We start from the raw sequence: 23,032 nt of genomic DNA, 5'->3' as shown, positions 1-23,032 counted from the left end.
GCGCCGCCGGTAAGGGGGGTTCTAGGGTTATCCAACCAAACCCGCAAGCGCTAAATCTACCTTTTTGAAACTTTCTTATAACACACTGTAAACAAACGAAATACTCAGAAAATGGTGCGCTTTCTAGGCTTTTGGTTTTGCTCAGGCCAACAAGGGTTAAGCAACAGTGACTACAAGTTCGCGTAAAACATCCAGATATAGTAGTCACAACCACTCAGACCACTAAAGCACGATGATTTATCGCGAGTCGGAGAAACAGCTCCATGCCAATTCAGCAATATGCATCTCGCCAAGCCGTCCAACTCGCTGCCCCCTCAGGCTGAGGTAGAAAGCCAGCAGCTTTAGAACCAACCCACCAGAGCAAGATATCGACAATGACGTTCGGGCATTTACCTTTCCCACGCACGCCCTAAATCCTGATACAAAGGTAATCCAAACCATGACCCAAGCAATGGCGACACCACGCCCCCAGGAAACAACCGACAGCTTTGCATGTCCCGAGCACCTAAACCTCAAAGAATGCGCCCGAATTTCTTGCCCGGCCCTCCGGATACTCGCACAGCTGACTATAACCGGTGATCAGATATGATCGTGCCGTCGTCCCAGCCGACACTACAGCCGAGCCCTAAGCAGCGACCCAATGCGGTACCTTCAATGCATATGATCTGCCGTCAGGCACCGGTCATCCCTGTGTTGGTTATTGAGGATCTCGCCCATGCGGTACCGTTAGCGGAAGCCTTGGTCGCAGGAGGCCTGCCTGTTCTGGAGGTCGCTCTACGCACTCCGGTCGCCTTGCAAGCAATGTCTTTAATGGCCCGCGTCCCTGGCGCAACAATTGGAGCCGGGAACGTCATGACCGCCAAGCACGCCATGGAGGCTCTTCAGGCTGGTGCGACTTTCGCCACCTCTCCTGGATTCGCCCACAGTTTGATCGATTGTTGCAAGGAACATGGGTTTCCACTGCTACCAGGTGCAGCCACAGCCAGTGAGATTATGCAGCTGCTGGATCGGGGATTTGATCTCATAAAGTTCTTTCCCGCCGCCGCGACAGGTGGGGTTGCAACACTGAAAGCACTCGGCGCCCCATTTCCACAGATACATTTTTGCCCAACCGGAGGGATTTCCCAATCCAACGCACATGAATACTTGGAACTGGTGAATGTGGCCTGTGTAAGTGGCAGTTGGCCAGCCCCGTTAGAGTTGCAAAAAGCGGAACTCTGGGGCGACATCCGTCAACTGGCACACCAAGCGCGTCAATTGAACAATGGCCACCACAGATCAGCAGCCAATGACGAACCTCATTCCGCTAAGGTCGAATAGTCCTCTTCAGCAACGTGTTCCATCCAAGTGGTGACAAAGCCGCTTTCGGCTTCTTGAATTGAAATGTGCTTCATTTTTTCATCTGGTGCGGCACCATGCCAATGCTCTTCCCCAGGAGGAAGCCAGACAGAGTCCCCGGCGCGTATTACTCTCGGCAACGCATCCCGGGTGCCAATGACACCGCCCCCTTCGACCACATATATTGTCTGTCCCAACGGGTGACTATGCCAAGCCGTACGGGCGCCAGCTTCAAATGTCACATGAACAGCCCGGTGCCTGGCAGGTGCTGGGGCTAGATTTATAGTCTCTAGCCAAACTTCGCCAGTAAACCAGCTTCGGTCGCTTTTTTGGGTTTGTCTTTCGTTGGCCGGAATTAGTTCCATGTTGCTCTCAAAACTGATTTCACTCGAAAATATGCAGGCACTCAATTTTGCTGACAGTCGGGGCAAGAGTATAATCTGTCAAGTCAGGTAAACCTGCACTTACATTCGCAACCCCCAGCTCAGCAAAAAGCAAAACACGCAGAGCCGGTTTTAAGACACACCTATGGACTACAATACATCTCTAGGTGCGCTCTCGACGAATAACGCAGAAACTCAAACAATATGGGTGCCGTTGCCCCGGTTAACCCAACCGATGGAATCGGAATTACAGGTCAACAACCATTACACCGTCCTTTTGGGCTGCTCGTGATTGACACAGAACCACCGCGACCTCACGTTGTGCCTTGGACAGAACAAAATCGCGATGTTCGACCTCACCCGAAATCAAACCACATTTACAGACCCCACAGATGCCGTCGGCGCATTTCACATCCACCTGTACACCATTCTCTGCCAACACATCGGTTGCGGTTTTGTCCGCAGGCACAACAAATTCGCGCCCCGACTTGGCCAGTTTCAAGGTGAAATCATAATTCTCATACTCTGGTAGATCTGGCACTGAAAAATACTCCAGATGCCGTGCCTCTTCGACAAACCCCTGCCGTTCAGCAGCCTGCATGACCCCATCCATGTACCGATCTGGACCACAGGTGTAGACATGCCAGCCTTCACGGTATCCGGCCAGCACCGCATCCAGATCAGCGCGGGTTCCTTCGTCCGAAACATGCACTTTGACGTTTTGCGCCCAGGGCATCGCCGCTAGGTCTTCCAGATAGCCAGCACCGGCGCGGCTTGAGACTGAATAATGCAGCTCAAACGCCCTGCCCTGCGCATACAACTGATGCGCCATCGCTATCATCGGGGTAACACCAATGCCGCCCCCCATCAAAAAGCTCTTGCTCCCCTCCACAACCGGAAAATGGTTGATCGGCTTGGAGATGAAAATCTTTCGTCCCTGAGCAAAGATCCGGTGCAGAAGCGCCGACCCACCCCGGCCCTGATCTTCTCGCAGAACACCAATCTGGTATTTGCTGCGGTCAGCCGGGTCACCCGACATTGAGTACTGACGCAGGAATTCGGGCGCGACGACAATGTCCAGATGTGCACCTGCAGTCCATTCCGGAAGCTCCGATCCGTCCAGGCTACTGAATTCATACTTGGTGACATCCGGGCTCATCTCTTCGACCTTAGAAACCTCGACCCTCAGAACCGGGCTGTCACTGTCACTGCTATAAATGTGATCCCATTCCCCGGTTTCACCCGCAGTCCGGCGTGCTTTGTACTCTTCTGCTGTGACCATCGCCTGATAGGCCTCGATGCCGGCCTCACGGTCCATTGGGAAAGGATAAGGCCAGGGGTGCGGCGCCAGATTGGCCGGGTAGACAGCCAAAGTCTGGTCTTCAAACTTTAACTTCAGATCCTTTTGCAGCGCGCGTGCGTTCACTGGATTGCGGGTCGGGCGATAACCGCCGTCCTCTTCCATTTCCAGATCCCACCACCACTTTTTGACAGCGTTCATCTCACCGTTGCCGACTATATCGTCCAACTTGGCCAAAGCCGGAGCTGTTTTTGGCAAATTCATAGCGGCCCAGCGGAAAGGTTTTTCAGAAAACAGCCCCTCAAGGTTCCAGGGGCAAGTTTTCATGCAGCGACCGCACATCGCTCCACCAGGAGTGGTAATTCGGTAGGTGGTGCACTTCTGGCTGTCGCTTTTCCAGATCTCATAGCCATTGAACATCCGTTTGGGTCCGGCCGTGATCGCCCCAGACGGGCATTCACGCGCGCATTTATTGCAGCTTTCGCAGAACCGTTGCAGGCCAAAATCGATCGGCAAATCATGCGCCAGAGGCATGTCAGTGGTCACCACACCAGATTTCAATCGAGGCCCCAGAAATGGGTTCAGGATCACTTCACCAATTCGGCTCACCTCGCCCAATCCCGCGAGCAGCAGCAACGGAGGCTGCAACACCTCGCCGTCCATCACCGTATGCGCCTTGGCTTTAAATCCAAGATTGCGAATTTGACGCGCGATCACCCCACCCAACAGTGAAAACCGCAAATAGGCGCGCATCGATTGCGCAACGGCGATCCAGTCATCCCCGGACGTCGCATCGGTTGTTTCAAACCCTTGATCAATTATCATGCTGATCGCCTGGTCATGCTCAGGCACGATTTCTTCGCCGGTGGCATCATGGCTGTACCACGTCCAGTCCGGGCAACGGCTGATCCCAACGGCATCGACACCCAACCAATAGCTGGTCGCCTTTATATTCGCCGCATTGCGTGAGGCATCTGTTGGTCGCGACCCACCGCCCCCGGCACCATCTTGGAGAAGAACAAAGGCCCCCAGCATCCGCCGCTGCGCCATCGAGGGCGCCGCTTTGCGCACATAGAAGCCACCTGTGGCGGCCTTTTGATTGCCCTTGCCCATATCTCCGAACTGCGCGCGGGCAAACATGTCGGCGCGTTTCGGCACCCGCGCCACACGGGCTTCGTCGATATAGGTTGTTGGGTCTTCAACCCGTTTCAACGTCTCAAACGGATGTGCTCCATCCTTATAGTCTCGCTTTTTAAAGGGGTCCAAATTTAGCGCCGAGCGTTGCGAGCCAAGTCCAACCCACCAGCGCGGCCCCTTGACCTTCATCATAGGTTGCTGATCCATTGGCAGCAGAGGTTGATCCATTGTCAGATCAAAATCTGTCGTAACCACCGCCACGCCAAAACGTGTCCCTAGATAGGGGTTCACCAATTGTCCCTCTTCAACTGTAGCCAGTCCAGCTGCCACCACCAACTGATTTAAATCCACATCAGACGAGGTGCCGGTATGTGCCTTGGCATCCCACCCCAACAACCGGATATAGTTGGCCAACACCACCGCAGTTTCGCTGGCACGCAAACAAGCCCGGTGCTGTTGTGCATCCACCAGCCACTCACACCCTTGTTCATCCGCTCCTGGATCGCGGGGCATGTCGTACAGGAACACAATGGAACGCGAATGGTCGCCAATGGTGGTGGGCGGTGCGCTCATGGCCTCCTTCAGATCGGCCATAATGACATCGATACCTGCCGCCAGCGTTTTGGTCTGGCGAGTTTTCAGATCTTCGGCCAAACGATCAATATCGGGATTGCGATAAGGCTGATCCAACCGGGCCGAGGCAGGCATTGGGCCAATGCCAACCATAGAAGCATCGGAGAAATAGCCAAAACCTTTGATATGCTCAGCGCGCTCCTGCGGATCATTGGGACATTCGGCACGGGCCTTATTGACCATGCCATCGCGGATTGCATCCATCATCGCCTGATATTCGCCCATCGCATTGACAATCGACGCAGGCAAATTTGGACGGCGAAAATTCAACGGCTGAAACCCTGGCACATCCTCCAGCTCCGGCATCACTCCGCGTGCAAGTCGTTCTAGCGGAAAAGGCCCTAAATGGACTGGGCGATTTTTGTCCGAAAAGAACTGAAAAGTCATTGCTAAGGATCCTGATGGTCAGTGATGGTTGCTGCCTTGTACTACACAAGACAATCACTTTGATAGCATCCAATATACAATATTGTCTAAATCATATCCAACATGCTGTTTTCAATCGAAACAATATGCGAGAACCTACCAATATGTGGGAAACCCGGCCAATTGGCCGGGCAAAGATATTAGCCCCGGCGCCCGGAAAACTGTGCAATTTCTATGCCACCCCCGGTCAAACTGTTGCGCACGGCCCCCGCCAGCGCCACAGCGGTTGGCGTATCTCCGTGTAAGCAGATCGTATCAATGTTAGTTGCAATACGCTTACCGCTTTCTGTGATAATGGCCCCCTCTTGCACCATCTGCAGAATACGAGGGCCTGCGACTGCCGGATCATGGATCACCGCGCCGGGTTTGGATCTGTCCACCAACGTTGCATCATCATTGTAAGCCCGATCTGCAAAAATCTCACCCGCCCAGTTGCATCCCAGTTCGCGCACCACTTTTTCCATCTCGGTAGCGGCCAGAACCATGATAATAATATCAGGGTCGACTTCCAAAGCGGCTTCATAGCAAGCGCGCGCCATGTCCGCATCAACGCTGGACATATTGGCCAGCGCCCCATGCAGTTTCAGATGACGTACTTGCCCGCCCAGCGCCGCTGCCATCCCACGAGACGCGCCCAGCTGATAGCGTACGGTGTTTTTCAGGTTATCTTTGGACAGCTGCATCTTACGCCGCCCAAACCCCTGCAGATCAGCAAAACCCGGATGCGAACCAATACCTACGTTGCACTCCATTGCGCGGGTCATGGTCGCAGCCATCACATCAGGATCGCCGGCGTGAAAACCACAGGCGACATTGGCCGACGACACGATGTCCAACAGCGCCGCATCATCCCCCATGTTCCAGGGACCAAAGCTCTCGCCCATATCAGCATTCAGATCGACCGATTTGGTCATGTGTTCTCTCCACTCTCGAAGGGGTCAGCATTGGCTGAAACAGCACCACCGACCAATTGATAAGATAACAAATCCGCCATATCCAAAGGATCACGGATCAGCGGCTGACATTGCCCCGGCAGCGATTTGACAAAGGCATCGTGCTTGGCCTGAATGGCCAGTCCGTCCTCCAAACTCACCCATTCAAACTGCAAGGCTGCGCCGTTTCCAGACTGCGCCACCCGCGCCAGATCACATGGCAGCACTGTGCCAATACGGGGATAGCCACCAGTTGTCTGACACTCCCGCAGTAGCACAAAGGGTTTTCCGTCTCCGGTCATCTGGACATCACCGGGCACAATCACCTCAGACAAGATGTTCAACTGTCCCGCGGCCGAAAACCCCTCTCCATCCGAGACCATTTCAACACCCATGCGATTGGCACGGACACCCCGATTAAATTGAGTATCCCCAAACCGCGCCAACACATCATCTGCAAACAGCGACGACTGAAAGCTTTTGACAATTCGCAGCGCACCGCCCGAAAACCGGTCTTCAACTTCAAGTCCCAGACCTGTCTCACGTTGGGCATCCTGTCCCGCTGGCAGCAGATCGCCTTCTGTCACCGCCTGCCCAATGCCCCCGGTCAGATGCGCAGCACGTGACCCCAGAAAACGGTCGGTATCGATGCCGCCTCCCAAATGGAGATAGCCATACACTCCACGACGCGCAGCGCCGATCACCAGCTTCTGCCCCGCCTCCACCAGATGTGAGGCATTCCAGGTGAGCGCCACACCATCCAGTGTGGCTGTCATTGGTGCTCCGGTCAGGGCAATGCGGAGCGTACCGACGGCTTCAAATGTGCCGCCAATTCCACCCATTTCCAGCGCAGCCAGCCCTGCCCCCTGGCTTAGCAACCCCGCACCTTCTGCAAGCGCCAGCACATCCGCCGCCCCACCCTGCGAAATACCGCGTTCCAACAGGCCCGGGCGTCCCATGTCCTGCACGGACATCAAGGGACCTGCACTTAAGACTTTCAACCCGCTCATGATGCGATCTCCGACACAGAGGCGCCGCCATTCAACGGATCACCCTCACGCAACCGCAGAAAGTCAGCCCGCGCCACCGGCTCAAATATTAATTCGTCCCCAGCCCGCAGCGCAAAGGGGTGTTCCATTTCCGGCCGAAACAGGCGCATGCCGGTCTGCCCAACATGACGCCACCCGGTGGGGGCCGGTGCTGTGAACAACACAAACTGGCGGATCGCCTGCACCAATGCGCCCTGTGGTACCATTGGCGTCAGTTCAGTTTGACGTGGCAGATCCCACTCTTCACCCAACGTGCCAAGGTAAGGTTGCGACGCAGCAAATCCTATGGTGAGAACCCGCACTCTGGCTGAGCCGAGACTGTCAATTGCCTGCGCCTCGGTCATGCCAGCGGCGTCAGCTGCTTCAGCCAATTGTGGGGCCAAATCGGTGCCATACACAGTAGGCACCCGCCAGAACCTGCGCCCCTCGGGCAGCGGTGCCGCATACCAATCACGATCCGCCAGCAACCCCTGTAACTGCTCTCGCAGAACGTCGTGCGACAATTCAGACGGATCAAACCGCACAAAAACCGAGGCAAGCGAGGTAGAGGTCTCAATCACGCCCGTCATCAACCTCTGTTCCAACGCGCCTTGAAATGCCAGCGCCGCGCGGTTCGATGGCTCACTCAGCTTGTCAGCGAATGTTACCAACAACCCCTGAAGTCCAACCGTCCGTATCACGGGAAAGTTTGATGACTCTTGCACGCCCATATCCGCGCTCCCTTTTAGTGCGGCGCCAGCGTTGCGGTGCGAACGACGGACTGTCAACACGGGAAACACAGCTGTCTGAGTTGTTACCCTCTCCTCAAACATCTGACAACGCGGCGATCTGCAAAAACATCGTCAGCGATTGGCCTGCGTTCTCAGCTCACGCGTCCTCCGCTCATCAAGCTAAACATGAAATAATTTTGCCATGTCACAAATTGGGTTCAATACACGAAGGGAATAAATTTGGCCGTTCGCTTAGCATAGGCCTTAAATTCTTCCCCATAGCGACCGGCGAGGTAAGTATCCAATGGCGGGATATGGAAAAAGACGAAACCGAGAGTCACAAAAATGGGTATGATTAAAGCAAAAGCCGAAGCGGTAAGAATCGCCCACCCGGTGAACAGCACCGTATCTCCGAAATAGTTGATGTGCATCGAGTAACCAAACAGCCCACCCATGTAGCACCGTCCTTTGGAGGACGGTTTTCTCTTCCATTTCCATCGCTGCAGTTCCGACACTGTGTTGAGAAATGAACCAAGCAAAACCAACCCTGCGCCTGCCCAGTCCAACATTCCCAATGGGGTCAGCACTCCGGAAACGACCCCAGCGCCAAGAACCAGGAACCCAATTTCAAACACGCCAATAAAAACGGAGAGACCCAACACTTCTGACATCGCGACGCGGCGTTGCAAAAGGACAAACAGCGTCACCAGATGCCGCAACCAGTACAGCACAGCACATAGGGCAAGAATGCGCGCCCTTGGCTCATCCACCCAATCCAGCCCACCGAAGGCCAACCAGAGGCACCCCGCAACGAGGGCGCCATGCAAAACAGCAAAGATCAGTTTGGGACCGGTTGATCGGTCGTGGTCTCGATTGATGCCGCCGGAATTTGACATAGGAATATACCTTAGAAGGGTTTGAAGATCATTAGGGCGAGCGAGAGCAGACTCAAGATCAGCGCAAGCAAGCCAATTGGAACGGCTTGCAAAAACACGCGCTGATAATATTTAGGAAGGCGCATGTCTGCCTTAGCGGCGGCAGCGGTAGCGATATACAACAAACGATGTTCAACTCGGGCGCCAACGACAAAAGCTAGGATTAGAGCAAGGCTCATTCCGACCGAAGTCGCTATCCATCCGGTCTGCAAATCATACCCCAGGGTATGCACCATCCAAAAACCAGTCAGCACGATCACTGCAAGTGAAGGCCCCATAAGCAGGCGGTTGACGCGTAGAACACACCGCAACAACCCTGCCGCCTCAACCGGCGATGCGGTTTTGGCCTGCCCATGGATGAGCCCATTAATTAGGGTCGCCCCTATCATTATCGAAATGGCGAAAATGTGGACTAGCTTGGCAACAAGGTAAGGGTCAAACATCTAAAACTCTTTTTCGTCCATTTGGACTATTTAATACCTGTAGACGCTTCGTCAAAATGATGTCAATGCTTTTTCGACCAGCAGGACGAAATAGAACATGCCCAAAATTGTTGACCACGCTGCCCACCGGGCAGACCTGGCGCTTCGTGCGTCGAAATACTTCTCAAAACACGGGTATGCCGGGGGGAGCATGCGAAACATCGCGGAATATCTTGGCGTTTCAAAAAGCGCGCTCTATCACTATTTCCCCAACAAAGAGTCGCTATTTCTTGCCTGTACGGAACAGGTAATGTCCCAGGTTGATGTTGGCGTGCTCAACGAGAGCACAACTCAACAGGAGCAAATTCAGCAACTGATCAATGTGATGCAGGTCGATTTCGGCTCTGAAATGGCGCTTCTTTTTGATTATCTGCGTAACAAAAGCAAAGCCGAAATCGCTGAAAATGAGGCCATGCAGGTCTCAATCGAGACTTATCGCAAAATGGTTGAAGCGATCGTCGGTGCCAGCAAGACAGATGAAACACTGGCAATGATCATGGGCACATTGCTGTTAGACCACTTGTCCGGCGGCACATGGACAGCATCATCAAACCTTCGCTCCATATAAACCCCCGCCAATAGCCAGGCCCGTTCAGGCAACCCGCGCAGATGATTACGTCCACAAGAAAGGCCAGCGCATTGGCTGGCCTTACATACAGTACTAGCGTCAAATTCACTTGTGCAGCGGACCTAGAAGTTCTGCCAGATGTCGTCACCCCCGCCGGATACCTTAACGGGTTCCATCTCAATATCCGGCGTGTCCCAGTCATCGAAATGGGCGTTGGGGGTCGGCGCCTCATTCGCCTGCTCGGGGTCATAGGAAACCTGGCTCTGAGCACCAGCATCGATGCTAAAATGGGCCACCAGAGAGGACAGTTTGTTTGCATCTGTATTTAGCAAATGGCTGGCGGCTGTTGCCTCTTCCACCATTGCCGCATTTTGCTGCGTCACCTGATCCAATTGGGTCACACCAATATTGATCTCGTTCAAACCGGTAGATTGTTCCGCAGCCCCAACCGCAATTTCCGAAACCATCTGAGAGATGTTGTTTACGCGATCGAAGATACTGGTCAGCGCATCGCCAGCCTTCCCAACCAGATCGACGCCTTTCTCGACCTGCTTCGAACTATCACTGATCAGCGTTTTAATCTCCATTGCAGCATCAGAAGACCGCTGCGCCAGCCCACGAACCTCGGACGCGACGACAGCAAACCCACGACCTGCTTCACCAGCACGGGCCGCTTCGACGCCTGCGTTCAGTGCCAGCAGATTGGTCTGGAACGCAATGTCATCAATCACCCCAATGATCTGGCTGATATGACGCGCTGAATCTTCGATTTCGGTCATCGCTGAAACAGCATTTTTTACAACATGACCGCTTTGCTCGGCCTCAGACTTGGCCTCTGCCATTATCGTCTCAACCCGGGTTGCGCCTTTGGCTGCCGATTTAACACTCGCTGTCATCTCATCCAGAGCCGCTGCGGTTTGTTCCAATGTTGCCGCCTGGCTTTCGGTCCGGCGCGACAGGTCGTCTGACGAGTGACTGATTTCAGTGGCACCATTGCGGATACTTTCAGACGCACTAACAACCTCAAAGACTGTCGTTTTCAATGTGTCCAGAGCCTGATTAAAGTCATCCCGCAACTTGGCATAACCCTCGCTCATGTCGTCATCGATACGCACAGTCAGATCCCCTTTTGAAAGCCGTTCCAGACCGGCCCCAATCGCGGAAACGGCTGCCTCCTGCTCGGCCATCCGCTCTTGCCGTTCTGCCTCAACGGCTTTGGACATTTCCTCTTTTTCAACCAGCCCGTCGCGGAACACAGACAGCGCACGGGCAATGCGGTAAATTTCTTCACTCGACCGGTCAAACCCGGTGACAGGGCTAAGGTCGCCTTCAGCCAGCCGCTCGGTGGTTGCGCTGATCTTGACCAGAGGTCGCTGGACCAGCACCCGCGTAAGAATCAGAGCCACGACCAACACCACACCCGAAGCGATCAGTGCCAGTTGCATTTGTTCCTGCGCAACGGAAATGTCGCCGGAAACTTCTTTGGCCATTGCCGCAATTTCAACCAGACTGGCAGAACCAAGAGCAGTTGCATGTTGGGAAATCTGGCGAACAGCTTCAGCGGTATCCGTCGCAGCCTTGGCAGCCGTAGCATCCGCTTCCAGCGACGCAGTTTTAAAGGCCGGAACCCCTTTTTTCGGGCTGGCCAATGCAATCATAACGGACAAATCGCCTTCAAGACTGCCATCGTTGAAATCGGTAAAATCTTTGAGAGCCTTAGCAGCCTGTTGCAGCTTCTCTGCCGCAGCGGTGGTTTCTGCAATGCCAGGAGCGACAACCACATCCAACGCGGCAACTTGAAAGCTGCTGATCCAGCTGTTGATTTCTACCAGCTTGTTAAGAAAGCTAACGTCATTGTCCAACAACCCCTGAATTGCTTCGCGGTTCTCAATGCCTGCGTCTTCAGCAGCAATCGACAAAACAAACACCATGTCGTCTACGGCTGTTGAAAGCTCGGTATTGATACGTATACGCGCCCGCAACACTTCTTGCCTGTCGGCATCTGTCTGATACATGCCGCTGCCGATTGCCGCCTGAAAGGTATCAACCGACATGTTGATGGCTTCCATATTCAACTCAATGGAACCATTGGCCTTAACCGTTTCGATGATTTCTGACAGGCGCCCGAGCGACGACAGCGCGATATCTTTAAGCGTTGAACGCATTGCGTCTTCGCGTGCGGTACCAATCGCCAATGTGGTTCCAGACAGCAAATTCACTTCAGAGCGCGCTTCCAGCAGCGACTGAAGCATTGCAAATTGGTTTTCAACCAGATCAATCAGGGTCTCATCAATCGACGACATGGTTTCTTCGCCACGCGCCTTCAAGCTCGAATAGGACTCAGCCGCAAGCTCAGCCAGTGTGGCCTGTAATCTGCCACTCAGTTGCTGCAACACAGCAGTTCGTGCCTCGATTGAAGCCTTGTTGCGAAAGGCATTTTTGCGGGCAACGACCAGAGCTTCCAATGTACTGGCTGCGTTTTGCGCATCTTCTTCAAACCCCCCGCGTGCCTCCTCAGGCAGCAAGGCTATGCTCTCGTTTAACTGGGTGGTCGCAGCCGCAATATTTTCGGCACCCGTTGCAAGCTGGTCAGCTCCAGTAGCCAGAAGCACTACTGCCATTGCGTCCTTGGTTTGACTCGCCGCTTCAATCAGGCTGCTGCTCAATTCAAGTTGTGGCAGCTTGTTCTGGGCCAATGTGTCCATGTCGGTGGCCACCCGATCAAAGACCAGCGTCACCAGGAAACCGATTGCAGCAGATGCAGCGCCCAACGCTAAGAGGATCAGAGTAATCTTGGCGCCAACACTGGAAAACGGCATGCGTCGGCGTTTAGGGGAAAGAGTAGACTGTGTCGTCATAGGTCACCTGATCTTACCAAATATCAATTGATCTGCCCAACAATCGGACAGACGAGGAGCTTGTTAAACGGAACGGCGGTTAGAATTGGCCAATCTTGGCCGCTCGGTGAATTTCACCCAAACGCATCAATAAATCCCAACTTTCAATAGCGCGCCACTTAATTACATTCGCATGATTGAATAAGAGAGTTAAAAAATACTAAGCAGGAAACAAAAGACGTTTAAAATTGCCCACACGGTGCGCTATACGAATTTCCAATTAAATAATCTGGTAACAAGCCTTGGTCTTTGGGACGGTAAGGTGCTGGTATGGGGGGTGCGCTTTTGCTACACCAACACACTGCGACACGGCTGGATTTTCATTGCAAAAACAGCTTACCTCAATGTACGGCAATGAGGTCCCAATTGTGAGAAGATCATGCAAGAACGGCTAATACACCTTCTGGAAGCAATTTCTGGCGCTCCTTCGCCAATAAGCATCACAGATCTGATAAGTATGACTGGCTTGCCCAAGGCGACGATCTATCGAAACGTCGCCGCCTTGGTTGACTGTGGGTTTGTCGAAGAGACCGACGGCGGCGGCCGCTATGTGCTGGGGATGCGCTTTGTAAAGATCGCTCTGACCGGCAAATCGGATGCCCATGTGATCAATGCGGTGTCGGCCATGCTGATGCAGACCGTCAAGGATCTGGGCGAAACCGCCTTTTTGGCACGCTACCGCGGTGGGCGCGTTGATCTGATCCATGTTGAAACCCCAAGCGACCCCAAGGTTTCCTATATCTATCCGGGACTTGGCCCGCGCCCCGCGCATGCCTGTTCCTCTGCCAAGGCCATTGCCGCCTTCATCCAGACCGAGTTGCGCGACGACCTGCTAGAGGCCAACCCGCTGCGATTCAACGCCAATACCCATGTGGACCGCGAACAAATCCTGCGTGAACTGAACCAGGTGCGCCGCTATGGCTATGCGGTGTGTGAGGGCGAGATCGACGAAGGTGTTTCAAGCGTGGCAGTTCCGATCAACGTGGAACGGCTGGGGGCGATTTTCAGCATCGGCATCGTTGGCCCCACCGCTCGTATCACGCCCATCATCCAAAACCGCGCCTTACAGGTGCTTCAGGCACAAGCCATCCGGGCCTCGGCAGCGATCCAGCATTGTTCCGTCATAGAGGCTGAGACAACAAACGCCAGCGCGATGACAACGGCCCAGGAGGAACCGTTGCAGACGCACTAGCCGCGTGTTCCAGAGTAGTGCTGAGGGCAACCCTCGAAATCACAAATGGCGGAGCCATTGCCCTTACCGCATTGGCTCAGCGTTTCTTGCAACGATTCCATTTGGACGCAGCATCAGAAATGAAATCAGCGCAATCAGAACCGCTGCATCCCTGTACAAAACAAATTCATCCGGCAGAACAAACAGGAATGTGCTTTCAAGCAATCCGAGTAAAAACCCACCGTACAGTGCGCCTTTAGGACTGGATAGCCCACCAATGATCACCGCAATCAGTGCCTTAATCATCGGGGTCAACCCCATCGCCGGATAGACCGCACCACGTTGCGCAATCCAGATCACCGCAGCGATACCCGCCAATACGCCCGACAAAGCAAAAGCGATCATGATGACCTTATTGGCATTGATACCCATGATCCGCGCAACATCAAAATCCGTTGCCGAGGCGCGTAGTGCAATGCCCATACGTGTCCGCGTCAGCAGCCCATTCAAAAGCAGCAGCGCAGCAACAGATATCACAATAGCAATGATCTGCGCTTTGCTGACATAGACATCGCCAAAGGTGAAATAACCGGACAGAAAGTTCGGTACCGGAACCGGTTTGGACTTGGGGCTAATGAAAATCTGAAAACAGACATGCAGAGCCAGAGAAACCGCAAAAGACGTAATCAACAGCGACATCGGGCTGCGGCCACGCAGCGGCCGAAAAGCGATCCGCTCCATCAACACCGCCACCAGACCCGCCAGAGCGATTGCGATGGGGACCGCCACCAAAAACGGAACACCCCTTAGCAGCAAAAAGTACAACCCATAGCCGCAGATTGTCATCAGATCGCCATGGGCAAAATTTAGAAACCCCAGCAAGCTGAACACAATCGCCAATCCAAGCGCGAGCAAGGCATAGGTGCCACCAAGGCTGAGGACGGAGACCGCGAATTGAATGACCTGATCCATATTAGGCGGCTCCCAGATAGGCTTGATGAATAGTAGGGTCCGCGGCCAGGTTGCTGGCATCCCCATCTCTGACAATTTGGCCCAGTTCCATCACATAGGCGCGATGGGCAATGGCCAGACTTTTGCGCACGTTTTGTTCGACCAACAGGATGGACACCCCTTCCTGATTCAGTTGCTGCACCAACTCAAACACCTGCGACACAATCTTGGGCGCCAGCCCCAAAGAGGGCTCATCAAGAATCAAAAACCGGGGTGACGTCATCAACCCACGTGCAATGGCCAACATCTGCTGCTCGCCGCCAGACAGCGTTCCTGACTCTTGGTCAATTCTCTCTTTGAGAATGGGGAACCGCTCTACCAGCGTATCGATCCGGGCCTCAGCTTGTCGCGCAGGTAAACTGATGCCACCGGCGATCAGGTTTTCGCGGACCGTCAGATCACCAAAGACCCGGCGCCCTTCTGGTGATACCCCAATGCCTAGCTGTGCCTTGCGTTCAACGGGTAGCGACAGCAAGTCAGTACCGTCAAAAGAAATCGTCCCGGAGGCCACCGTCGCAAGGCCCGTGATGGCGTTTAGGGTTGACGTCTTCCCAGCGCCATTGGCTCCAATGATCGTAACCAGTTCACCGGCGTTCACACAAAAGGATATTCCGCGCACCGCAGCAATTGGGCCGTAGGACACATTCAGGTTTGAAACCTCAAGCAATGGGGTGGTCATATTTTACCTCAAAAGCGAGCCGCAGCGACCTTTACCGCTGCGGACAGGATTATCTTTAGATACGGGAGTCAGGAATCTCATCTGCGGTCAGCAGAGTGGATTTTACATAAACCCCTTCGCCACCTTCGATCCGCATGATGTGCACTGGCAGGTTCGGCAAGGCGCCGTAGCCTTTCAGCGTTACGCTGCCGATCTCGGTCGTCACGTCCTCTAACTCCGCAAACGCGGCCCGAATGGCTTTGGCATCACCGCTACCCGCATTGATCGAGGCCTGCTCAACCAGACGCATGAAGGAATATCCAACCATCGCCGGGTAAAAGCTATCATCGCCACCGTAGGCCACTTTGAAACGGTCAACAAAAGAGGCAGCATCGTCACTGGCGTTTGGTGCCGCCATGGTCAGGTAATGTACCCCTTCAACAACCTCACCCAAGCCACGCACGGCAGGCTGATCCAAAACATCTGTGCCCAGATAAGTTGAGGTGATCCCAGCTGCACGCAACTGGTTGATGAAGATCGGGAAGTCATTGTCAAATGTCATCCCCATTATGACATCCGGCTGCTCTGGCAGGGCTTTAATTGCCGCCACCATCGAAGAGAATTCTTGCTGGTCGTAAGCAAATTCGGAATGGCCAACAACCTTGCCACCACCCGCTTCAAACACCTCCTGGAAGTAGAGCGGCGTGAATTCTGTAAACGGGTCAAAGTCGGAGCTGATGATATAGGCCGTTTTGGCACTCAGGTCGTCCAGCGCATATTTAGCGTTCACCGCGCCCATGTGGGCATCCGACATCATCACCAGAAAGCTGCCCTCGCCCAGACGCGCCGGGATGGTTGGCTGCGATGCAATGCCATGTGCCGTCATCATGCCCTGCGACAGGGCCTGCATTCCGGCGGAAACAGCATAAGGAACCAACGCCGAGGTGATGAACAGATCTAGTTTTTCATCAGACAGGATTTCCGAGGTAGAGATTGTGGATTGCTGAATGTCCGACCGGTCATCACGTTCAATCAGCCGAATGGGATATTGTCCTGCCAGACCACCCCGTTCGTTTGCCTCGGCAACAAACATCGACACGCCCTGCATAAAGGGAGCGTCATACGACGCCATGAACCCGGTTTTGGCGTTCACCGCCCCAATAACAAATTCCTCAGCGATGGCTGGCAGTGCTAGCGAGGCGACCAGAGCCCCTGACACTATGGCTTTTCTGAACATTCTCTTCTCCCTTATTGCATGTCTTGTTTGATTTTTTTGTTAGTGAGGGTCATCCAATTCTTGGCCGATATAGGCTTCGATCACGACTGGATTGGCGCGTATTTCAGCGGGCGTTCCGTCGGCAATCTGTTCGCCTTTGTTGACGACATAGATGTGGTCACACAGCGCCATCACCATCGGCAGATCATGCTCGACCAATAGGATGCCGCAGCCAATATCAGCCACCACTTGCCGCAACAGTGCGGTCAAAGCTTCGGTTTCCTGGTGGTTCATCCCAGCAACCGGCTCATCAAGCAGTAGGAAATCAGGCTCCAGGGCCAAAGCTCGGGCAATCTCCAATCGACGTTGATCCCCATAGGCCAGCGCCTCGGCTGATGTTTGCGCCACAGCATCCAGATTCAGAGCATGTAGCCAGGCGCGGGCTTTATCCTCTGCCGCAACAGAACCCAGCTCGGGTCGAGCGACATTCACCGCTGTCAGGACATTTTCCAGCACCGTCAGCGAGCCAAATACCCGGATGTTCTGAAATGTGCGGCCCATGCCGGATTTCGCTAGCTTGTTGGCACTCCACAGCGTTGCATCCTGATCATTCAGAGAGATCGAGCCGCTGGTGGCAAACAAATTACCGGTGATCACATTGATGAATGTACTTTTGCCGGCGCCATTGGGACCAATCAGCCCAACAATCTGGCCAGCCTTCACTTCCAGGTTGGTGCCGCTCATGGCGACAAACCCACCATAGCTTTTGTGCAGATCTACGGTTTTAAGCCGGGCCGCCTCCGAAACTCGGTAATGCGCAGGGGCGATGTTGGAATTTGCCGTGCCAAACCACCCATCCAAGCGTCGCTGGACCCAAGGCAGTGTCGCTACTTCTTTGTAGCCAGCGATACCATCAGGCCGGTAGTATAGAACCAGCAGGATCATCACCGAAAATGCCAGCGCGGTTAGGCCAAAAACCTGTGGCATAATGATGCCGCCAATAAGCTCCTGACCGGCGAAACCGCCCAAAAACTCTTCAGTCTTCTTAAAAACCTCCTCAGCGAAGGTCACAATGACCGCACCAACAACAGCCCCGGTGAGCGAGCGGTATCCACCGATTATGACCATAACAATCAGGGCAAATGTCTTATCCAGATAAAAGGCGGACGGCGCCGCAACTCCAACGACATGCACAAACAAGGCCCCGGCCAGCCCCATGATTGCGGCGCTGACAACCCATAAGAACAGGATGGAGTTGTCTGAAACGATACCAATCGAACGCGCGGATTGTTCATCTTCGCGGGTGGCCTCGGCGTTACGTCCGGCAATGCTCGCTTTGGCCGCATAGGCCACAATCAGCGCCACAACCAACGCAACCAGGATCAATGGCCAACCGAGGGCATCTCTGGGAATACTGTACAGCGACTGCTTTCCATTGGTCAGCGGCTTTAGCCCGATAAAAAGAAGATAGGAGATGATCAAAAACCCAAAACTGGCAATAACCGCAGCAGTATCGCGAAGCCGCCGCATCACCATTCCGGTCAGCAATCCAACCAGAACCGCAGCCGCGACAGCCGGCACCAGCGCCAGCCACAACGGCCAATCGGCCTGCTGAATGGAAAACGGCATCGAAGGCAACAGAAAGCCCTTGATTGCCGGTGGAATGGTGAACCAGGATGCAACGTAGGCCCCTATTCCAAAGAACGAAATATGGGCCAGAGACAGGATCCCGGTGCCACCGCAAAACAACCCAACCCCAAGCCCGGCAATCACGTTGATCGTGGCCAGTTTCAGCAAGCTGTCATTGGCAAGCCCAAAGCCAGCAAAGAACAACAGGAGTGCACTTAGAGCCGGGGCAATGATCACAACGGACCAAAAGGATTGCCGCCCGCGCGTGTCCAAACGCGCCTTACGCGTTGCGGCGATCTCACTCGAAGCCATATTCAGATCCACTTGCGACATGCGCTCCTCCTCGTTTTCTCACACGCTACATTCACGTATAATTCAACAAAAATGATATTTTTCTTCAGCTATACCCACAAAACGTAACACTGAATCACATCGGTTTGCTGTCGTTGAAAACCGTAGCCAGCAACCGTTTCTACAGGTTTCGCAGGTAGCGCTCCGTCTCCACTGCCGTAACCTGCTGTCGAACAAACTCAATTTCGCGTTCGGATTGCTTGACGGCGATATCCAGCCGGTCCTGTCCATAGACCTCTGACATGAAAGTGGAGTTTTTGGCCTGCGCCACAGCTTCATCAAGGGTAAGTGGCAACATATCCGCAGGATTATCAGCATATGCATCGCCCTTGGTCACGGGACCGGGCTCACTGCCGTTTTCGATGCCTTCCAATCCGGCCGCGATATCACAGGCCAACAGGTAATAGGGGTTCACGTCAGCCGAGGCATCGCGTTTCTCTACCCTCACCGCAGAATCTCCGCCTTCGATCACCCGCAACCCTACCGTCCGGTTGTCATACCCCCAGCTGTTGTTCACTGGGCAGAAGGTATAAGGCTGGCGCCGTTTATAGGCGTTGGGGGTGGTCGACCCCGCCAAGGACATCTCGACCATACGGTTTTGCAATCCCGCGACAAACGCTAGGCCCGTTTGGTTAATCTTGCCATCTTGAGCAAAAGCGTTTTTGCCATCTTTCCACAGAGAGTAATGAGTGTGGAAACCGCTTCCCGATTCAGCGATGAATGGCTTGGCCATAAAGGTAGCGAGATAGCCATGCTTTGCTGCGACCTGCTTCACCATAGCGCGGAACAGAATGATGCGGTCGGCGGCCAGAACGGCTTCGTCATAGCGAATGTTCACCTCGACCTGCCCCGCCGCATATTCGGGATTCGACTGCTCAATCGGAATACCCATCGCGGTCAAATCCTCGCGGATCGGCCCCAGCACATGCTCCAGTTCTGCCATTCTATTGATGCCGTAGACTTGATTGCCCTGAATGGTGGGCAGCCCGGTTTCCGGATCCAATAGATAGAACTCCAATTCTGTACCAACCTGCACCTGATATCCCTGTGCAGCTGCACGCTCGACTTGCTTTAGCAACGCGCCACGCGGATCGATTGGCACCGGTTGGTGATCCATGCCCTCAGCATAGGCCAGGGTGATTGCAACACCTGGTTCAAATGGACAGGCAACAGGAGCATTCAGCGGGAACATGTGCATATCGACATAGCCATTGTCGAAGCTGCAATAAGGCGTATCCCAAACGTCGCTGGTCATATCCAACGCAAACATCGCTGCAATGATGGCGTTGCCGTCTTTACAGGTTCGCTCCCACTGGGTGGCCGGAATACGCTTGCCGCGCATGTACCCGTTCACATCCCCAACACCAAGTACCACGGTATGGGTGCCTTCGGGCAATGGGTAAATTTCTTTGGTCACGTGGCTCTCCCAGGTAAATGTAGCGGCGTATATATATCTTTTTGTATACAGTGTTCAGTAATTTTCAAATTGTTATTTTTTCAATGTAACAACACGAAAACATCAATATTGCTTGTGAACGACGTCGAAGTTGGTAGAAAGAATACAGTATTCGCGCTTCCACAGGTGTTTTCATGACTACTTTCAAAAAGATCAAAACCCCCCGAATTCGGCTCGCCGATGAGGCCTATGCTCAAATTTTAGAAGCCATCGCCAATGGGGAAATTGATCCGAATCGAAAGATCGTACAGGAAAAGCTGGCAGCCGAGCTCGACATCAGCCGCACACCAGTCCGCGAGGCGCTTTTGCGGCTTGAACAAGAAGGCATCCTGGAAATTGCTGGTCGGGGTGGATTTTACATCCGCAAAGTCAGCCATGAGGAAGTGCGCTTCATCTATGAGACCCGCGCTGCCATTGAAGGGTACTCAGCCCGGCTGCTGAGCGAGGCCGCCAACACCAGAACTTTCCAGCAGATTGACGCGATCATCAGTTTTGAAGAAGGCCGCGACCTAGAGACGGCAGCCGAATTGTATGACGCCAACCGGAAAATCCACCGTGCATTTGTTGAGCGCACCCAAAACCGCTACTTGCTCGATATGTTCGACCAGATGTGGAACCGTGGCTTTTCACTGCATATGTTCTCGCTGATCCCCAGCGCGGATCTGCAATTGTCACTCGGGGAACACCACGCGTTATGTGATGTTTTGCGCAATGGCACCCCCGCCGAGTCAGAGGCAGCGATGCGCGCCCATATTCATACCGGCCTAGATCTTCAGCTGGCCTGCATGAAGGACGCGCCGTCCGCCTCCTAGCTCAGTGAAAAGTCAATTATCGTGCGCAGCCCTTCACCGCGCTGCATGGCCGCAAAACCATCGTTGATTTGTGAAAGCGGCAATCGCCCTGTCAGCATATCATCCAGATTCAACCTGCCATCGAGATAGAATTGAACCATCACCTGCATATCGCTCCGAAACCGGTTTGATCCCATGTCACAGCCCATGACCTTTCGCTGCGCAATGAACTGGTGAAATGGCAGGGAAACCTCGGTGTCAGCAGACATCAGACCAATCAGCACCAACAGTCCATTTTTTCGCAACATCATAAAGCCATTGCGTGCGAGATCCGGATGACCAACCGCTTCGAATGCGTATTCCACCCCTTTGCCAGCGGTGATCTGCATCACCTGTTCAACGGCGTCGTCCAAGGACGAGTTGATCACATGCGTAGCACCAAAGTTGCGGGCCATCTCCAGACGACCAACATTGATATCAACCGCTATGATGTTCAACGCTCCGGCTAGTCTGGCGCCCTGAACGGCATTCAACCCAACCGCACCGCAGCCGATCACCACCACTGAACTCCCCACTTCGACCTGTGCGGTTCGCATCACCGCGCCCACACCCGTGGTCACCCCACAGCCAATCAACGCCGCCTTGTCCAAGGGCATCGCCGGATCAATCTTTGCCAATGCGTGTTCATGCACCAACATGTGATCCGCAAAGGCAGACAGGTTCATGAACTGCTGAACCTTGGTGTCCTTTTGCTGCAAACGAGGCGGCTCTTCTTCGCTGCGGTTAATTGCAAGTTGATCTTCACAGATCGACGGGTTTCCCGACAGGCACATGTGGCAACAACCACAAAACGCCGACAAACAGCCGATGACATGATCGCCGGGCTTCACATAGCTGACCCCTGCTCCAACAACACGCACGATACCCGCAGTTTCATGGCCCAAAATAGCGGGGGCCTGTAGCGGAAGATGGCCCTGCATGAAATGCAAATCTGTGTGGCACAATCCAGTGGCAGCAACTTCAACCAGCACTTCATTGTGACCCGGATTTCCAAGGGCGATGGTCTCAATCTCCAGCGGCGCGCCCGCTGTGTGGAAGATGGCGGCTTTCATCGGCACATTCCCCCCGCTTGCGCAGCAAGGAAATTCGCGAGCACCGCATTCACCGCCTCGGGGTTTTCTAGATTCGAAAGATGACCGGCATCAGGAATGATCTCTAGCTGAGCGCCTTTGATAGTCTTAGCAATCTCTTCGGCGTAGCTGACAGGGGTATCCGCATCATCAGCGCCCACCATTACCAATGTCGGCGCTCTGATATGGCCCAAAGCGCTCATCGCATCATGGTTGCCTATCAACTGTGTCGTCAGCACCAGCCCAGACAACTGCGCCCGCGCCATTGCGCCGATCGCTGCATCAATAACCTGAGGGCTGCAGCTCGGCCCGGTAATCGCTTTGATCATGGTATCCGAAAACGCCCGCACCGAAGTCCCATCCGCTAAGTCTGACAAGATTGGCTGCATAAAGTCCTCAGGGCTCATATCGCCACCCAGTCCAAACTTTGGCGAGCTGTCCATAATCGTCAGAGATCGGACCAGTTCAGGCTCTTCTGCTGCGAAGTGCTGTAAGATCATTCCGCCAACTGACAGGCCAACAAAATGCGCCGAGGTTAGCCCCAACGTCTGAGTGACAAAGCCTTTCAGGCTGCTTGTGACCTCAGCCATCTGCGCACCATCAGGCAAGGCTGCGGACAATCCAAAACCGGGCATATCCCAGGCGATACAACGATAGTGCGGCGTAAAATACTCAAACTGGGGAACCCAAGCCGTACGTGATCCTGCCATAGCATGCAGAAAGAGGATCGGCGCACCGACTCCGGCCTCTTGCCAGCAGATCGGCCCCTTTTCTTCAACAATTATATCGCCTTGCATCACACCACGCTCCTTTTTCACATCCAAAAGTC

General features: G+C 54.0%; 19 protein-coding genes. 4 read left to right on the top strand and 15 right to left on the bottom strand.

Annotation, left to right across the window (positions count from 1 at the left end; translation table 11 throughout):
- Nucleotides 1–654 precede the first annotated feature (654 nt).
- On the top strand, nt 655–1,320 hold the full coding sequence (eda, locus tag GO984_RS20575; RefSeq protein ID WP_157024437.1) for a bifunctional 4-hydroxy-2-oxoglutarate aldolase/2-dehydro-3-deoxy-phosphogluconate aldolase: 666 nt from the start codon (nt 655–657) through the stop codon (nt 1,318–1,320).
- Here the strand turns inward: eda and GO984_RS20570 are convergent.
- The 7 genes from GO984_RS20570 to GO984_RS20540 form a co-directional block, all read right to left on the bottom strand.
- Nucleotides 1,299–1,703 (bottom strand): (R)-mandelonitrile lyase, encoded by a 405-nt coding sequence (locus GO984_RS20570; RefSeq protein ID WP_157024436.1) that lies wholly within the window; start codon nt 1,701–1,703, stop codon nt 1,299–1,301. The two genes, eda and GO984_RS20570, sit on opposite strands and share 22 nt — an antisense overlap.
- A 265-nt stretch (nt 1,704–1,968) precedes the next feature.
- On the bottom strand, nt 1,969–5,178 hold the full coding sequence (locus GO984_RS20565) for a 2Fe-2S iron-sulfur cluster-binding protein (RefSeq protein WP_157024435.1): 3,210 nt from the start codon (nt 5,176–5,178) through the stop codon (nt 1,969–1,971).
- Between the two features lie 179 nt (nt 5,179–5,357).
- A complete protein-coding gene (locus GO984_RS20560; protein ID WP_157024434.1) occupies nt 5,358–6,131 on the bottom strand; it encodes a LamB/YcsF family protein in 774 nt (257 codons plus the stop codon).
- On the bottom strand, nt 6,128–7,159 hold the full coding sequence (locus GO984_RS20555) for a 5-oxoprolinase subunit C family protein (RefSeq protein WP_157024433.1): 1,032 nt from the start codon (nt 7,157–7,159) through the stop codon (nt 6,128–6,130). The genes GO984_RS20560 and GO984_RS20555 overlap by 4 nt, the downstream gene beginning before the upstream one ends.
- Entirely contained in the window at nt 7,156–7,908 is a 753-nt protein-coding gene (locus GO984_RS20550) for a 5-oxoprolinase subunit B family protein (RefSeq protein WP_157024432.1), read from the bottom strand. Before GO984_RS20550 ends, GO984_RS20555 begins: the two co-directional genes overlap by 4 nt.
- A gap of 218 nt (nt 7,909–8,126) precedes the next feature.
- On the bottom strand, nt 8,127–8,804 hold the full coding sequence (locus tag GO984_RS20545) for a DUF1295 domain-containing protein (RefSeq protein WP_157024431.1): 678 nt from the start codon (nt 8,802–8,804) through the stop codon (nt 8,127–8,129).
- An 11-nt stretch (nt 8,805–8,815) separates the two neighbouring features.
- A complete protein-coding gene (locus tag GO984_RS20540; protein ID WP_157024430.1) occupies nt 8,816–9,286 on the bottom strand; it encodes a DUF2269 family protein in 471 nt (156 codons plus the stop codon).
- A 97-nt stretch (nt 9,287–9,383) separates the two neighbouring features.
- On the opposite strand from GO984_RS20540, the gene GO984_RS20535 reads away from it, so the two are divergent.
- On the top strand, nt 9,384–9,893 hold the full coding sequence (locus GO984_RS20535) for a TetR/AcrR family transcriptional regulator (RefSeq protein ID WP_157024429.1): 510 nt from the start codon (nt 9,384–9,386) through the stop codon (nt 9,891–9,893).
- 122 nt (nt 9,894–10,015) lie between these two features.
- Here the strand turns inward: GO984_RS20535 and GO984_RS20530 are convergent, their stop codons facing one another.
- Nucleotides 10,016–12,751 carry a methyl-accepting chemotaxis protein gene (locus GO984_RS20530; protein ID WP_245231195.1) on the bottom strand — a complete coding sequence of 912 codons (2,736 nt, stop codon included), beginning with the start codon at nt 12,749–12,751 and terminating at the stop codon, nt 10,016–10,018.
- A gap of 418 nt (nt 12,752–13,169) precedes the next feature.
- On the opposite strand from GO984_RS20530, the gene GO984_RS20525 reads away from it, so the two are divergent.
- Nucleotides 13,170–13,982 (top strand): IclR family transcriptional regulator, encoded by an 813-nt coding sequence (locus GO984_RS20525; protein ID WP_157024428.1) that lies wholly within the window; start codon nt 13,170–13,172, stop codon nt 13,980–13,982.
- 63 nt (nt 13,983–14,045) lie between these two features.
- Here GO984_RS20525 and GO984_RS20520 read toward each other — a convergent pair whose 3' ends face one another.
- The 5 genes from GO984_RS20520 to GO984_RS20500 form a co-directional block, all read right to left on the bottom strand.
- On the bottom strand, nt 14,046–14,933 hold the full coding sequence (locus tag GO984_RS20520) for a branched-chain amino acid ABC transporter permease (RefSeq protein ID WP_157024427.1): 888 nt from the start codon (nt 14,931–14,933) through the stop codon (nt 14,046–14,048).
- A gap of 1 nt (nt 14,934) precedes the next feature.
- Entirely contained in the window at nt 14,935–15,651 is a 717-nt protein-coding gene (locus tag GO984_RS20515; protein WP_157024426.1) for an ABC transporter ATP-binding protein, read from the bottom strand.
- Between the two features lie 55 nt (nt 15,652–15,706).
- The gene (locus tag GO984_RS20510; protein ID WP_157024425.1) at nt 15,707–16,867 is read right to left on the bottom strand and encodes an ABC transporter substrate-binding protein; all 1,161 of its coding nucleotides are present in this window, start codon (nt 16,865–16,867) and stop codon (nt 15,707–15,709) included.
- A 39-nt stretch (nt 16,868–16,906) separates the two neighbouring features.
- Nucleotides 16,907–18,808, bottom strand: a complete 1,902-nt coding sequence (locus GO984_RS20505; RefSeq protein ID WP_157024424.1) for a branched-chain amino acid ABC transporter ATP-binding protein/permease — start codon at nt 18,806–18,808, stop codon at nt 16,907–16,909.
- A gap of 139 nt (nt 18,809–18,947) precedes the next feature.
- The gene (locus GO984_RS20500) at nt 18,948–20,243 is read right to left on the bottom strand and encodes a glutamine synthetase family protein (protein ID WP_209279446.1); all 1,296 of its coding nucleotides are present in this window, start codon (nt 20,241–20,243) and stop codon (nt 18,948–18,950) included.
- A gap of 173 nt (nt 20,244–20,416) precedes the next feature.
- Between GO984_RS20500 and GO984_RS20495 the strand changes: the two genes are divergently transcribed.
- Complete coding sequence (locus GO984_RS20495; RefSeq protein WP_157024423.1) at nt 20,417–21,094, top strand: GntR family transcriptional regulator; 678 nt, start codon at nt 20,417–20,419, stop codon at nt 21,092–21,094.
- Here GO984_RS20495 and GO984_RS20490 read toward each other — a convergent pair.
- Nucleotides 21,091–22,185: a Zn-dependent alcohol dehydrogenase gene (locus GO984_RS20490; RefSeq protein ID WP_157024422.1), complete on the bottom strand. Its 1,095-nt coding sequence runs from the start codon at nt 22,183–22,185 to the stop codon at nt 21,091–21,093. The genes GO984_RS20495 and GO984_RS20490 overlap by 4 nt on opposite strands.
- Nucleotides 22,182–23,000: an alpha/beta fold hydrolase gene (locus GO984_RS20485; protein ID WP_157024421.1), complete on the bottom strand. Its 819-nt coding sequence runs from the start codon at nt 22,998–23,000 to the stop codon at nt 22,182–22,184. The genes GO984_RS20490 and GO984_RS20485 overlap by 4 nt, the downstream gene beginning before the upstream one ends.
- Nucleotides 23,001–23,032: the final 32 nt, after the last annotated feature.

Source organism: Parasedimentitalea huanghaiensis, assembly GCF_009753675.1.
GTDB classification, from domain to species: domain Bacteria; phylum Pseudomonadota; class Alphaproteobacteria; order Rhodobacterales; family Rhodobacteraceae; genus Parasedimentitalea; species Parasedimentitalea huanghaiensis.
Note: the sequence above shows the minus strand (reverse complement) of the source record. Positions and strands in the feature narration are given on the sequence as shown.